The organism is Antarcticimicrobium luteum, assembly GCF_004358185.1.
Taxonomy (GTDB): domain Bacteria; phylum Pseudomonadota; class Alphaproteobacteria; order Rhodobacterales; family Rhodobacteraceae; genus Antarcticimicrobium; species Antarcticimicrobium luteum.
The window spans coordinates 32,977-45,624 of sequence record NZ_SMUV01000074.1; the positions used below are offsets into that span (position 1 = coordinate 32,977).

At 67.9% G+C, this 12,648-nt stretch carries 13 protein-coding genes; 7 read left to right on the plus strand and 6 right to left on the minus strand.

Going from position 1 to position 12,648, the window contains the following annotated elements:
• Window positions 1-6: 6 nt before the first annotated feature.
• Window positions 7-864: an alpha/beta hydrolase gene (locus E1832_RS20230; protein ID WP_165978940.1), complete on the minus strand. Its 858-nt coding sequence runs from the start codon at window positions 862-864 to the stop codon at window positions 7-9.
• 144 nt (window positions 865-1,008) lie between these two features.
• Between E1832_RS20230 and E1832_RS20235 the strand changes: the two genes are divergently transcribed.
• A complete protein-coding gene (locus tag E1832_RS20235; protein ID WP_133361604.1) occupies window positions 1,009-1,413 on the plus strand; it encodes a PaaI family thioesterase in 405 nt (134 codons plus the stop codon).
• Window positions 1,414-1,418: 5 nt separating this feature from the next.
• On the plus strand, window positions 1,419-2,117 hold the full coding sequence (locus E1832_RS20240) for a hypothetical protein (protein WP_133361605.1): 699 nt from the start codon (window positions 1,419-1,421) through the stop codon (window positions 2,115-2,117).
• A gap of 255 nt (window positions 2,118-2,372) precedes the next feature.
• On the opposite strand, the gene E1832_RS20245 is transcribed toward E1832_RS20240, so the two are convergent.
• The 4 genes from E1832_RS20245 to E1832_RS20260 all read right to left on the minus strand — a co-directional run bounded on the left by E1832_RS20245 (window position 2,373) and on the right by E1832_RS20260 (window position 5,379).
• A complete protein-coding gene (locus tag E1832_RS20245) occupies window positions 2,373-2,795 on the minus strand; it encodes a c-type cytochrome (protein WP_133361606.1) in 423 nt (140 codons plus the stop codon).
• Window positions 2,792-3,199: a c-type cytochrome gene (locus E1832_RS20250; protein ID WP_133361607.1), complete on the minus strand. Its 408-nt coding sequence runs from the start codon at window positions 3,197-3,199 to the stop codon at window positions 2,792-2,794. Before E1832_RS20250 ends, E1832_RS20245 begins: the two co-directional genes overlap by 4 nt.
• Window positions 3,200-3,416: 217 nt before the next feature.
• Window positions 3,417-4,100 carry an ABC transporter ATP-binding protein gene (locus E1832_RS20255; RefSeq protein ID WP_133361608.1) on the minus strand — a complete coding sequence of 228 codons (684 nt, stop codon included), beginning with the start codon at window positions 4,098-4,100 and terminating at the stop codon, window positions 3,417-3,419.
• Window positions 4,093-5,379: a lipoprotein-releasing ABC transporter permease subunit gene (locus E1832_RS20260; protein ID WP_245514065.1), complete on the minus strand. Its 1,287-nt coding sequence runs from the start codon at window positions 5,377-5,379 to the stop codon at window positions 4,093-4,095. The genes E1832_RS20255 and E1832_RS20260 overlap by 8 nt, the downstream gene beginning before the upstream one ends.
• 169 nt (window positions 5,380-5,548) lie before the next feature.
• Here E1832_RS20260 and E1832_RS20265 point away from each other — a divergent pair, with 169 nt between their 5' ends.
• Both E1832_RS20265 and E1832_RS20270 read left to right on the plus strand, forming a co-directional pair.
• The gene (locus tag E1832_RS20265) at window positions 5,549-6,868 is read left to right on the plus strand and encodes a ferredoxin reductase family protein (protein WP_133361609.1); all 1,320 of its coding nucleotides are present in this window, start codon (window positions 5,549-5,551) and stop codon (window positions 6,866-6,868) included.
• Between the two features lie 304 nt (window positions 6,869-7,172).
• Window positions 7,173-7,574, plus strand: a complete 402-nt coding sequence (locus tag E1832_RS20270) for a hypothetical protein (RefSeq protein ID WP_133361610.1) — start codon at window positions 7,173-7,175, stop codon at window positions 7,572-7,574.
• A gap of 85 nt (window positions 7,575-7,659) precedes the next feature.
• Here E1832_RS20270 and proS read toward each other — a convergent pair whose 3' ends face one another.
• A complete protein-coding gene (gene proS / locus E1832_RS20275) occupies window positions 7,660-9,054 on the minus strand; it encodes a proline--tRNA ligase (protein WP_133361611.1) in 1,395 nt (464 codons plus the stop codon).
• A gap of 162 nt (window positions 9,055-9,216) precedes the next feature.
• Between proS and E1832_RS20280 the strand changes: the two genes are divergently transcribed.
• The 3 genes from E1832_RS20280 to E1832_RS20290 all read left to right on the plus strand — a co-directional run bounded on the left by E1832_RS20280 (window position 9,217) and on the right by E1832_RS20290 (window position 12,613).
• Window positions 9,217-10,290, plus strand: a complete 1,074-nt coding sequence (locus E1832_RS20280) for an AI-2E family transporter (protein WP_133361612.1) — start codon at window positions 9,217-9,219, stop codon at window positions 10,288-10,290.
• A gap of 1 nt (window position 10,291) precedes the next feature.
• On the plus strand, window positions 10,292-10,990 hold the full coding sequence (locus E1832_RS20285) for a P-loop NTPase family protein (protein ID WP_133361613.1): 699 nt from the start codon (window positions 10,292-10,294) through the stop codon (window positions 10,988-10,990).
• Window positions 10,991-11,068: 78 nt separating this feature from the next.
• Window positions 11,069-12,613: a Ppx/GppA family phosphatase gene (locus E1832_RS20290; protein WP_133361614.1), complete on the plus strand. Its 1,545-nt coding sequence runs from the start codon at window positions 11,069-11,071 to the stop codon at window positions 12,611-12,613.
• Window positions 12,614-12,648: the final 35 nt, after the last annotated feature.

Here is a 12,648-nt window from a genome sequence, read left to right on the forward strand (position 1 = left end):
CCCGGCTCAGCCCGCCTGCCCCATGCGCAGGATCCGGGTCCAGGTTTCCGAGCCGGGGCGCGTCATCTCGTCCAGAACGTCGAAATGATCCCGCCCCGGGATCCGTGCCAGGCTGATCCGGCGAAGCTCCCGCCCCCAGAGCAGCGCCAGAGCATCGCTCTGGCGGCGAAAGGCGTCCGGCTCGTCGGCGCCGATCAGCAGATGCACCGGCCGGTCGGCGGCGGGCCAGTAGAGCAGCGGCGAGAGCCGTTCCGCCTCGCCCGGGCTGAGGCCAAGACGGTCGTTGACATAAGAGGCCGCGACCGGCGCAAGGTCATAGACCCCGCTGATCAGCACATAGCCCGCCAGCGCTCCGGGCAGCTCGTCGCCACCCAGACCGGCCAGGATGGCGGCGGCCAGATGCGCCCCCGCCGAGTGGCCGGCCAGCACGATGCGGTCCGGGTTGATGCCGTAGTCCCCCGCATGGCCGCGCAGATGGGTGAGCGCCGCGGCGATCTCGGCCACGATCCCGGCCAGCGGGGCCTCTGGCGCCAACGTATAGCCCAGCCCCACATGCGCCCAGCCCGCCCGGACACAGCTGCGGGCGGCGAACCCGGACCAGTCCTTGGACCCCTCCTGCCAGAATCCGCCATGGATGAAGACCAGGCAGGGCGCGCCCGCTGCGCCCCGCGGCGCCGTCACGTCATAGCGCTGCCGCGCCCCGGGACCGCAGGCCACATCGCGCCATCGTGCCAGCTCCCCGGCGCTGTCCAGCGCCGCGGTCTCGGCCTCGTGCCGGGCCAGCACCCCCATGAAATCCTTGGCCGACCGGCTGGGCGACAGCTGCTGATCGAGCTCTGCCCGGCTGAGGCGGGTATAGGGCACGCGCATCCTGGTTTCCTTCCGTACCGCGATGGTCAAGCGGCCCGAGGCATACGCGGTTTGCCGGCGGCGGAAAAGCGGCAAAGCCCCTCGACGCGGCCTCTGCCCGGGGGCTAGGGTGCCGCCATCACAACCGAAAGGCCACCGATGACCCCCGAGACGCTGCAACAGATCCTGTCCGAAAATTTCGCCGCATGGGTGCAGGCGCTGGACCTGACGGTGCAGGAGGCCGACACGGAACATGTGCTGATGCGGATGCCGCTGGGCGATCATCTGGCGCGGGTCGGCGGCATCGTCTCGGGCCAGGCGCTGGCGGCGCTGGCCGATACCACCATGGTGCTGGCCGCTGTCGCCCATGCCGGCCGGTTCAGGCCCTTTGCCACCACCGACCTGCACACCCAGTTCCTGCGCCCCGGGACCGGCAGCGCTATCCTGTGCCATGCCCGGATCGTCCGCGCGGGCAAGGCGCTGGTCTTTGCGCGCGCCGAGATGACCGGCGCGGACGACAGCAGGATGGTCGCCAGCGCCACGGCGACCTTCTACGCACCCTGACGCCGATGCGCCACGCCGCCCGCCTCCTCGGCGCGCTGGCCGCCCTGGCCCTGCTGACCGGCTGCGGCCGCCCCCTGACCCAGCGCGAGATGGCCTTTGCCGCCACCCTTCAGGGCGACGACATGGCGCTGGAGCGGGTGCGGCTGGTCCGCGGCGCGCCGTTGGGCAAGATCACCTTTCACCGCAAACCGCGCCCGCCGGTTACCTGCCGCGAACGGATCGCGCCGCCCGAGACCGACGCGGTGATCACCGCCCGGCCCGCTGCGGTGACGTTGTTCAACCGCATCTTTCTGTCGAAAGAGTGGTACATCGACGATTATACCCCCGGCTATCCCGACCGGCTCTATCTGGTCGAGGCGATGCTGCTGGCGCATGAGCTGACCCATGTGTGGCAATGGCAGAACCGGGCGCGCACCGGCTACAGCCCGCTGCGGGCCGCCGCCGAACACGGGGCGGCGGACGACCCCTATCTGTTCGACCTCTCCGCCGCGCCGGATTTACAGAGCTTTGGCTACGAACAGCAGGGCGCGATCGTCGAGGAATACGTCTGCTGCCGGTCGCTGGCGCCGCAGGCGGCCCGGACCCGGCGGCTGCATGACATGCTGTCGGCGGCGTTTCCGGTTGCACCGCTGCCCGAAACGGGCCGCGAGAGCGCTGTCTACCTGCCCTGGAAAGACGCCCGAATCGACGGCATCTGCGACTGAAACCGGGAGATCTGGTCAGCGGCGCCCCCCCCCCTCGCCGGCTATTTCATCGCAGAACAAGCCGCGCAAACGCCGGACCGTGGGCTGGCGCTGCAACCGCTGATCGGCGCGCTTTATCTCAGCCAAGTCCGGACGACATCTGCTCGGAGCGCCCAGATCGACAGAGCGCCAGACCGCCGGGACGGTCCGGCGCTTGCGCGGCGCCCTGCGGGCTTGTTCCGCGCTGGGGAGGGGCTTATCGCCCCGCAAAGCGCCTCAGCCCTCGCCGTCCACCTGGATGCTTTCCAGATAGGCCAGCAGCGCGGCCAGCGGTCGCGGCGTCGGGGTCAGTGTGCCGTCTATGTCGACCGGCACCAGCTCGCCCTCCAGCAGCGCGCCGAATTCCGGCATGATCTGGGCCGACACCTTGCCATGTCCATAGCCGTCGATCTGCGACAGAACCCGGGCGCGGGGAAACGCGCCGTCGCTACGGGCCGAGATCCGGGTCAGGTCAGGCGCCGCCCGCCCCCCCGCAAGCCTGCCGCCCTGACCGCCGTAATCGTGGCAGGCGGTGCAGTTCTCGGCGAACAGCATCGCGCCCTCCTGCGGGCCGGGCATCTCGTCCTCGGCGGCGCAGGCGGCCAGCACGGCCAGAACCGGGACGGCAATCAGAGATCTGAACGAAACGGCATCGGTCATTTGCTTTGCAGGGTCTCCAGATAGGCCAGAAGATCGACAATCGGCTCGGTCGTCATGATCGGCTGGCCGCTGGTGGTCTTGACCGCCTTGCCCTTGCCCTCTTCGAAGAAGAACCCATAGACCGGCATCGGGCTGCCATGGCTGACCAGCGGATCGCGCCCGTCGATGCGTCTGACCACGCGCTCGGTCGGCAAGGCACCGCCGTTCTGTTCGGCCAGCGTGGTCAGGTCTCTGGGCTGCACCACCAGCACCCCCGCCATCGGCCCCTGCCCGGCGCCGTCGACGCCATGGCATGTGGCGCAGTGCACCCGATAAAGTTCCGCCCCCTTGGCGGCATCCTGCGCCAGTGCCGGCACGGCCGCAGTGGCCAGAACAAGCCCGGAAATCCATTGAACGAGACGCATTGGCATTCTCCCTTTGCCTGGTGCCACAGGATCACAATTCCCCTTGAACCTCAACACACTCCGGCCACAGGCCAGCGGCATCGGCCACCCGTTGCCGCCCCGCCCTCCTGTGATCCGCGACCGCCGCCGCCCGGTCCGGGGGGCAATCCACGCTCCAGACTTATCCGGGGTGCCTGGGCGATCAATGACACAGATCAACGCATCGGCAGCGGCCCGACTATTGCGCCGCAACCGTTCCGTTCTCCAGCCGCAGCACCCGGTCCATCCGGGCCGCCAGTTCCAGGTTATGGGTGGCGATCAGCGCGGCAAGGCCGGTCTCGGCCACCAGCGCCATCAGCACGTCGAACACCCGGTCCGAGGTGTAGGGGTCGAGGTTTCCGGTCGGTTCGTCCGCCAGCAGCAGGCGCGGGCGATTGGCCAGCGCCCGGCAAAAGGCGACGCGCTGCTGTTCGCCCCCCGACAGCGCCGCGGGGCGATGATCGGCCCGCGCCGACAGGCCGACCCGGTCCAGCAATTCGGCCGCCCGTGCCGTGGCCTGCCGCCGCCCGGCACCGTCGGCCAGTTGCGGCAGGATCACGTTCTCGGCGGCGGTGAATTCGGGCAGCAGGTGGTGAAACTGATAGATGAAGCCGACATCGCGCCGCCGCACCCCGGTGCGCGCCCGGTCGCCCCGCCCGGTCATGTCCTGCCCGCCGATGGCGACGGTTCCGGCATCGGGCGTGTCGAGCAGCCCGGAGATATGCAGCAGTGTCGATTTCCCCGCGCCGGAGGGGGCCACCAGCGCCACCGTCTCGCCCGGCGCGATGCTCAGATCGACGCCGCGTAGCACCTGCACCTCGCCCGGGGTGCCGAGGTTATAGCCCTTGGCGACCCCCGCCAGTTTCAGCACCGGATCACTCATAGCGCAGCGCCTCCACCGGGTTCAGCCGGGCGGCGCGCCGGGCCGGGAAGATGGTGACCAGAAACGACAGCCCCAGCGACAGCGCCACCGCCTTGAGCACATCGGCCAGATGCAGCTCGGCCGGCAGCGCATAGATGCCGCGGATCGACGGATCCCAGACGCCGCCGCCCATCGCGAAATTCACAAAGGAAAAGATCGGGTCGATATAGATCGCAAACAGGCACCCCAGGATCACCCCCAGCGCGGTGCCGATCAGCCCGGTGAAGGCGCCGCAGATGAAGAACACGCGCAGCACCGAGCCCTCGGACAGGCCAATGGTGCGCAGAATGCCGATATCGCGCCCCTTGTTCTTGACCAGCATGATCAGCCCCGAGACGATGTTCATCGCCGCGATCAGCACCAGGATCGACAGGATCACGAACATCACGTTGTCCTCGACCTCCAACGCGCGCAGGAAGCCGCCCGAAGCATCGCGCCAGGTCCAGACCTGGGCGCGTTCGCCCGCCGCATTGCGCAAGCCTCGGATCAGCGCCTCGACCTGCTCCGGCGCCTCGACCATCACTTCGATCTCGTCGGCCACGCCTTCGCGGTTGAAATAGGACTGCGCCTCGGCAAAGGGCATGTAAACGCGGGTGCGGTCGATGTCATAGCGCCCGGCGGTAAAGACATAGACCACCTCATAGGCGTTGACCCTCGGGCTGGTGCCGAAGGGGGTCCGTGCCCCCTCGGGCGAGATCAGCTTGATCCGGTCGCCCACCGTCACCCCCAGCTCGCGTGCCACACCAGAGCCGATGGCGAGACCGGCGGGAAAATCGCCCAGATCGCCCTGCGCTTGCTCGCCGCCGGCGATGGCAGGCAGCGTGGCAAGGTCTGCGGCATGAATGCCGAACACCTCGACCCCGGCATTGCGGCCGCGGTGGGCCGCCAACACCTGACCGCGCACCAGCGGCGCGGCGCGGGTCACGCCGGGCACCTGCGCCAGACGCCCGGCCATGGCGGCGTAATCGGGGATGCTGCGGTCAATCGTGCCCTGGTCGGTGACCTGGCCCTGATTGTAGACGGTGACATGCGCGTTGGCACCCAGGATGGTGCCGACGAATTCCGACCGGAAGCCCGAGCGTACCGCCAGCGTGGCGATCAGCGCAAAGACCGCCAGGGTAATGCCGATCAGGCTGATCCAGGTCATCACGCTGACGCCGCCCTCGGCCCGGCGGGCCCGCAGATAGCGCCAGGCGATCATCCATTCGAAGGGGGCAAAGGGGGGCGTACGATTGGCCACGACGGCTCCTGTTCAGCTCGGGGCGGACAGTGCGGCGAACGCCGCGAGGGGTCAAGCGGCAACCCGAGCGGTGGATCGCATCGTTTCTGGCCGCTGCGGCGCGGCTTTTTCTGGCATTTGGCCCGGCGTGGCGTTAGCCCTTGGTGGCACGAAATGAGGGCACCTGTTCATGCCGGCCGGACTCTTGATCCTTCTCTACCTGATCGCGGCGCTTTTGCCGCTGGGACTGGCTTGGGCGCAGGGACTAACACCGCGCTCCATCGCCGACGAGCTGGCCTCGGGCGCCGGGATTCTGGCGTTGACGGTAATCCTCGCCGAATTCCTGCTGCTGGGCCGCTATCGCTTTGTGGCGCGGCGGCTGGGCACCGATATCGTCATGCGGATGCACCAGCTGCTGGCGCGGGGGGCGGCGATCCTGGCGATCGTCCATCCCTTTCTCTACACGTCCCGCCGGGCGCCGGCGCCGGACTGGGACACCCAGCGGCAATTTTTCGTGACGGCGGAGTTTGCGGCGCTCTGGCCAGGCATCGTCGCCTGGCTTCTGCTGCCGGCGCTGGTGCTGATGGCGATCGGGCGCACCACGCTGGGCTATCGATACGAGACATGGCGGCTGATGCACGGGCTTGGGGCCGCGCTGATCGCGGGATTCGGCGTCCTGCACGCCCTGCGTGCCGGTCGCTACAGCGCCGATCCGGCGATGGGCTATCTGTGGCTGGCGTTGCTGGGCGTCGCGCTTTTCGCGCTGATCTATGTCTACGTCCTGACCCCGATGGCCCAGCTGCGCCACCCCTGGCGGGTAAGCTCGGTCACCCCCGTAGCCCTGCGGACCTGGGAGGTGGCGCTGCATCCCGCCCGCGATTTCACCTTTCGCTATCGCGCCGGACAGTTCGCCTGGCTGAACATCCGCGACAGCCCCTTCGGCCCCTGGGAAAACCCTTTCTCGATCAGCTCGGCCCCCACCGCCGGGCCTGAGGTGCGCTTTCTCATCAAGGAGCTGGGCGATTTCACCGCCACCATCGGCCAGGTCGAACCCGGCAGCCGCGCCTATCTGGACGGCCCCCACGGACACCTGACCGTCACCGAACGCGCCGCCCCGGGCATCGCCCTGATCGCCGGCGGCGTCGGCATCGCGCCGATGCTGGGCACCCTGCGCGAGCTGCGCGCGCGCGGCGATTCGCGCCCCACCACGCTGATCTACGGCAACCGCACCGAGGAACAGATCGCCTGCCGCGCAGAGCTAGAGGCCCTCGCCCGCGACCACGGCACCCGCCTGACCCATATTCTGAGCGAGCCGCCCGAGGGATGGCAGGGGGCAACCGGACAGGTCACGCCCGACCTGCTGCGCGCCCACTTCGGGGGCCCCGAGCACCGCCAGTGGGTCTACATGCTCTGCGGCCCGCCGCCGATGCTCGCGGCGGTCGAGGACGCACTGATCGATCTCGGCGTTCCGGCGCGCAACATCCTGTCGGAGAGGTTCAGCTATGATTAGATGGCTGTCGCGCCAGCCGCTGCGCCGCCGCACCGCGCTGGCCTTTGCCGGCCTCAACGCGGTGGGGCTGATAGCCCTGCTGGCCTTTGCCCTGCGCGGACTGTTCTGAGAGCGGGTCGGCAAACCGACTGGGGCGCGCCGGCCTGTCCCCGATCTGTGGACAATCTTTGCGCATCCGGTGGGACAAGCGCCAGAAACTGCCTCAATTGAGCCCCATAATCCACAGAATCGAAAGATATTTCTTGCGTCACGCACCGGCTCTTGTGAGCTTTCCATTTGCGAACCTGGGGGACAGGACAGCGGAATGGAGGACAAAATGGTTCCGACACCGACACTGAACGCTTCGGCCGTCTCGGCCCTGACCCCGGCCCTGACCCCGATTGGCCCGATCGGCCTGGTGGATCTCGACAGCCCCCCGATCGACAGCGAGGCCGCGGCCCTGCTGCGCTGCATCCTGCGGCCGCTCATCGCCCGGTCGCCAAGCTGGGAGGCGCTGGAGCAGGCCCTGGCCCGGCGCGGCTATGCGCTGGCCTTTCGCAACGGGCGGCTCTGCCTGACCCGCGCCCCGGACGGCCCCTGCATCTGTTCGATGCGTTACCTCGGCGCCGGGCTGCGAGAGCTTTCGGCCCGCCTCGGCCGCCCCGCCGTGCGGCCACTGCCCGGACATCCGGCCGCCGGCGTCCTCTGTTCGCGCCCGCGCGGCTGATCCACCCCGATCACGCGAAAGGCCGGCCCTGCCGGACCGGCCCTCGCGAATTCCGCCGATAGAGGCCTGTCCGCCGACGGGCGCCTCACAGCCAGGTGTGGAACGAGCCTTTGGCCATCGGCTCCCAATGGGGCGCGGCCTGATGATGCGGCCGATAGATCTCGGCAACCTTCTTGACCGCCTCTTCGGGGGGCAGCTCCTCGCTCTCGCCGGTGCGGCGGCTGGTCAACTCCACCACCCCGTTTTTCAGCCCGCGCGGACCGACGGTGATGCGCCAGGGCAGGCCGATCAGGTCCATGGTGGCGAACTTGCCACCGGCGCGTTCGTTGCGGTCGTCATATAGCGGCTCCAGCCCCACGGCGGTCAGCGCGGCATAGAGTTTGTCACAGGCCGTATCGGCCTCTGCGTCGCCCTGTTTCAGGTTGACGATACCGCAATGGAACGGCGTCACCCCCTCGGGCCAGATGATGCCCCTGTCATCATGGCTGGCCTCGATGATGGCGCCCATCAGGCGGCTGACGCCGATGCCGTGGCTACCCATGTGCACCGGAACCGGCTTGCCGTCCTGGCCCTGCACGGTGGCCCCCATCGGTTCGGAATACTTGGTGCCGAAGTAGAAGATCTGCCCGACCTCGATACCGCGGGCCACGCGGCGGCGGTCCTCGGGGATCTGCTCGAACAGCGCCGGATCATGGGTTTCGTCGGTGCGCGCATAGCGGCTGGTGAATTCCTCCAGCACCGACTGGCACTGCTCGACACTGCTGTAATCGATCTCGCGGTCGCCAAAGGTCAGGTCGGTGACCTGGCTGTCATAGAACACCTCGGATTCCCCGGTTTCGGCCAGCACCAGGAATTCATGGGTGTAATCCCCGCCGATCGGCCCGCCATCGGCGCGCATCGGGATCGCCTGCAGCCCCATCCGCTCGTAGGTGCGCAGATAGCTGACCAGATGGCGGTTGTAGGCGTGCAGCGCGTCTTCCTTGGTCAGATCGAAGTTATAGCCGTCCTTCATCAGGAACTCGCGGCCCCGCATCACGCCGAAGCGCGGGCGGATCTCGTCCCGGAACTTCCACTGGATGTGATAGAGCGTCATCGGCAAGTCCTTGTAGGAGTTGACGTGGCTCCGGAAAATATCGGTGATCAGCTCCTCGTTGGTCGGACCGTAAAGCATGTCGCGCCCGTGCCGGTCGCTGATCCGCAGCATCTCTTCGCCGTAATCGTCATAGCGCCCGCTCTCGCGCCACAGATCGGCCGATTGCAGCGTCGGCATCAGCATCGGGATATGGCCCGCGCGGGTCTGCTCCTCGTGAACGATATTCTCGATCTTGCGCAGCACCTTGAACCCCAGCGGCAGCCAGGAATAGATCCCGGCGCTGGCTTGCTTGATCATGCCGGCGCGCAGCATCAGCCGGTGGCTGACGATCTGGGCCTCGGCGGGGTTTTCTTTCAGAACAGGCAGGAAATAGCGGCTCAGGCGCATGGACGATCCTTCCGGTAACGCTTTTTGCCGGGTCTAAGCCAATCCGGGCGGGCAGGCAATCGGCAAGGCGGCCCATCACCGCCCGGAAACAGCGCGAAACGCCGGGCCTTGCAACAACGGCCCCGATGGGCCAAGGAACGTAAGACGCAAACAGGGGCGCGCATGGCACTTCCGGTCAGGGATCAGCTCAGATACTGGGGCATCGCCTTGGCGGTGTTCGTGCTGATGCTGTGGTTTCTCGGCGATGTGCTGCTGCCCTTCGTTCTGGGCGGCGCGATCGCCTATTTCACTGACCCGGTCGCCGACAAGCTGGAGCGCTGGGGACTGTCGCGGCTGGCCGCGACCGCTGTGATCACCATCGCGACGGTGCTGATCTTCGTCATCGCGACGCTGCTGGTTCTGCCGACACTGATCGGCCAGCTGGTGGATCTGGTGCAGCTGATGCCGCAGCTGTTCCGCGACCTGCGCAGCTTTGTCGACACCCGTTTCCCGTCGCTGCTGGACAGCCAGAGCCAGTTGCACCAGGCGCTGGCAACGCTGGGCGAGACGCTGAAGGCGCGCGGGCTTGAACTGGTGCAGACGCTGCTGGGCTCGGCGATGTCGGCGCTGAACATCGTGCTGCTGCTGGTCATCGTGCCGGTGGTGTCGGTCTATCTGCTGCTGGACTGGGACCGGATGACCGCCCAGATCGACGAGCTGCTGCCGCGCGATCACGCGCCGGTCATCCGCCAACTGGCCGCAGAGGTCGATCAGACGCTGGCCGCCTTCATCCGGGGCATGGGCACGGTCTGCCTGATCCTGGGCACCTATTACGCAGTGGCGCTGATGCTGGTGGGGCTGCAGTTCGGGCTGGTGATCGGCGCCATCGCCGGCCTTGTCACCTTCATCCCCTATCTGGGCGCGCTGATCGGCGGTACGCTGGCCATCGGCCTGGCGCTGTTCCAGTTCTGGGGCGACTGGTTGTCGATCGGTCTGGTGGCCGGCATCTTTGTGCTCGGTCAGGTGGCCGAGGGCAATTTCCTCACCCCGAAACTGGTCGGCGGCTCGGTCGGGCTGCACCCGGTCTGGCTGCTGCTGGCGCTGTCGGTCTTCGGCACGCTGTTCGGATTCGTCGGCATGCTGGTGGCGGTTCCGGTGGCGGCGGCGCTGGGGGTTCTGGCGCGCTTTGGGGTGCAGCAATATCGCGACAGCCGGTTGTACCGCGGCCTGTCGCATCCCGATCAGGACGCGGAATAGCATGGCCGAACAGCTGAGTTTCGATCTGCCGGTCCGGCAGGCCCTCGGGCGCGAGGATTTCTTTGTCTCCCCGGCCAACGCACTGGCGGTCGCCATGGTCGAAAGCCCCGTCCCCTGGCCCGGCGGGCGGCTGGTTCTGAGCGGTCCCGCAGGGGCCGGCAAGACCCACCTGACCCATGTCTGGGCGGCCGAGACCGGCGCCCGGATCGTCCGCGCCGCGGACCTGCTCGACCAGGACGTTCCCGATCTGGCCAGCGGCCCGGTCGCGGTCGAGGACGTGCCGGAAATCGCCGCGGCGCGCGCCCCGCAGGAGGCGCTGTTTCACCTTTACAATCTGGTGCTGAGCGAGGGGCACGCGCTGCTGCTGACCGGGCGGCGCGACCCGGCGCTCTGGCAGCTTGGCCTGCCCGACCTGCAAAGCCGGATGCAATCGGCGCAGCATGTGGCGCTGGACCCGCCGGACGACGCGCTGCTGATGGCGGTGCTGACCAAGCTTTTTTCCGACAGGCAGCTGGCGCCCAAACCCGATGTGATCTCCTATCTGGTGACGCGGATGGACCGCACCTTTGCCGCCGCCGGCGCGCTGGTCGAGCGGCTCGACCGCGTGGCCATGGCCGAGGGACGCACCTTGACCCGAGCCCTGGCCGCAAAGCTGCTGGAACGCGATCCGCCGGCGCAGGACGTGGAGGACACGCCGTGAAACCGCCGGTCCGATACCGTCACGATTGACCCGCCCCGACCGATCCCGCATTTTGACCCGGCAAGACCAAGGGAAGCCATGACGCTCAACCCGGAACCTCAGACGCCCGACTGGGGGCCATTCGGCCGCCCTCTGTTCAATGATGCCAGCGCACGCGCCCTGTCCCGGGTCGGGGTGATCGACGTCGGATCGAACTCGGTTCGGTTGGTGGTGTTCGACGGCGCCGCCCGCTCGCCGGCCTATTTCTACAACGAAAAGATCATGTGTGCGCTCGGCGCCGGGCTGTCGGAAACCGGCCGCCTCAACCCCGAGGGGCGCGCGCGGGCGCTGTCGGCGCTGAACCGGTTTCAGCATCTGGCCCTGGGGATGGGGCTGCCGCCGCTGTCGGTTGTCGCCACCGCAGCGGTGCGCGACGCCGAGGACGGGCCGGAGTTCTGCGACGAGGTGCTGCGCGTCACCGGGCTGAAGATCTGGGTGATCGACGGCGAGGAAGAGGCGCGGCTCTCTGCCCAGGGGGTGCTGCTGGGCTGGCCCGGCTCCTATGGGCTGGTCTGCGACATCGGCGGCTCGTCGATGGAACTGGCCGAAATCTCGGGCGGCCATGTGGGCCGGCGCCTCACCTCGCCGCTGGGTCCGCTGAAGCTGCGCGACGTCAAGGGCGGCCGGCGCGGGCGAAAGGCGCATATCAAGGCGGTGCTGGAAGACCTGAAAGAGCGGATGGGCCCGCAGCGCGACCGGCTGTTCCTGGTCGGCGGCAGTTGGCGCGCCATCGCCCGGATCGACATGACGCGGCGCGGCTATCCGCTCAAGGTGCTGCATGAATACCGCATGACCGCCAAATCGGTGCGCGAGACCGCTCGCTTCATCGAGACCAGCGAACTTGAAACCCTGCGCAGCGAGGCCGGGGTCTCGGCGGCGCGGATGGCGCTGGTGCCCTATGCGATCGACGTTCTGAACCGTCTGGTGCGCTGTTTCAAACCCAAGGATATCGCCATTTCCAGCTATGGCATCCGCGAGGGGCTGCTTTACGAACAGATGCCGCAACGGCTGCGCGACCGCGACCCTTTGATCGAGGCCTGCTATTTCGCCGAGAACAAGGATGCCCGGCTGCCCGGTTTCGGCAAGACGCTGTTCAACTTTGTCGCGCCGCTGTTCCCGCAGGCGCCGCAGACACAGCTGAGGCTGATCAAGGCCGCCTGCCTGCTGCACGACGTCAGCTGGCGCGCCCATCCCGATTACCGCGCCGAGGTCTGCTTTGACTATGCCACGCGCGCGAATCTGGGCGGGCTGAAACATTCCGAACGGGTGTTCCTGGGTCTGGCGCTGCAACATCGCTACCGCAACAAGCGCGAAGGCACCCGATTTGCGCCGCTCTACGAGCTGCTGGACGAGAAAGGCCAAAGACAGGCCGAAATCCTGGGCAAGGCGATGCGGTTCGGCGCGATGTTCGTGATGAAACCCGACGCCGATATGGGCCATCTGACCTGGTTCCCCAAGAAACGGCGGCTGGAACTGACATTGCCGGAAGAGGCCAGTCCGCTTTATGGCGAGGTGGCCGAGGCGCGGCTGATGTCTCTGGCGCAGGCGCTGCAGGCCGAGGTCGGCGTCAGGATCCGGGACTAGTCACCGCAGGGCGCCGGGCGCAGCCAGGCTCGGCT

Coding starts and splice junctions, on each gene's coding strand:
- E1832_RS20250 (WP_133361607.1), bottom strand. CDS start 3,199: ATGCGTCTCGTTCAATGGATTTCCGGGCTTGTTCTGGCCACTGCGGCC.
- E1832_RS20270 (WP_133361610.1), top strand. CDS start 7,173: ATGGAGGACAAAATGGTTCCGACACCGACACTGAACGCTTCGGCCGTC.
- proS (WP_133361611.1), bottom strand. CDS start 9,054: ATGCGCCTGAGCCGCTATTTCCTGCCTGTTCTGAAAGAAAACCCCGCC.
- E1832_RS20285 (WP_133361613.1), top strand. CDS start 10,292: ATGGCCGAACAGCTGAGTTTCGATCTGCCGGTCCGGCAGGCCCTCGGG.
- E1832_RS20245 (WP_133361606.1), bottom strand. CDS start 2,795: ATGACCGATGCCGTTTCGTTCAGATCTCTGATTGCCGTCCCGGTTCTG.
- E1832_RS20255 (WP_133361608.1), bottom strand. CDS start 4,100: ATGAGTGATCCGGTGCTGAAACTGGCGGGGGTCGCCAAGGGCTATAAC.
- E1832_RS20265 (WP_133361609.1), top strand. CDS start 5,549: ATGCCGGCCGGACTCTTGATCCTTCTCTACCTGATCGCGGCGCTTTTG.
- E1832_RS20235 (WP_133361604.1), top strand. CDS start 1,009: ATGACCCCCGAGACGCTGCAACAGATCCTGTCCGAAAATTTCGCCGCA.
- E1832_RS20240 (WP_133361605.1), top strand. CDS start 1,419: ATGCGCCACGCCGCCCGCCTCCTCGGCGCGCTGGCCGCCCTGGCCCTG.
- E1832_RS20280 (WP_133361612.1), top strand. CDS start 9,217: ATGGCACTTCCGGTCAGGGATCAGCTCAGATACTGGGGCATCGCCTTG.
- E1832_RS20290 (WP_133361614.1), top strand. CDS start 11,069: ATGACGCTCAACCCGGAACCTCAGACGCCCGACTGGGGGCCATTCGGC.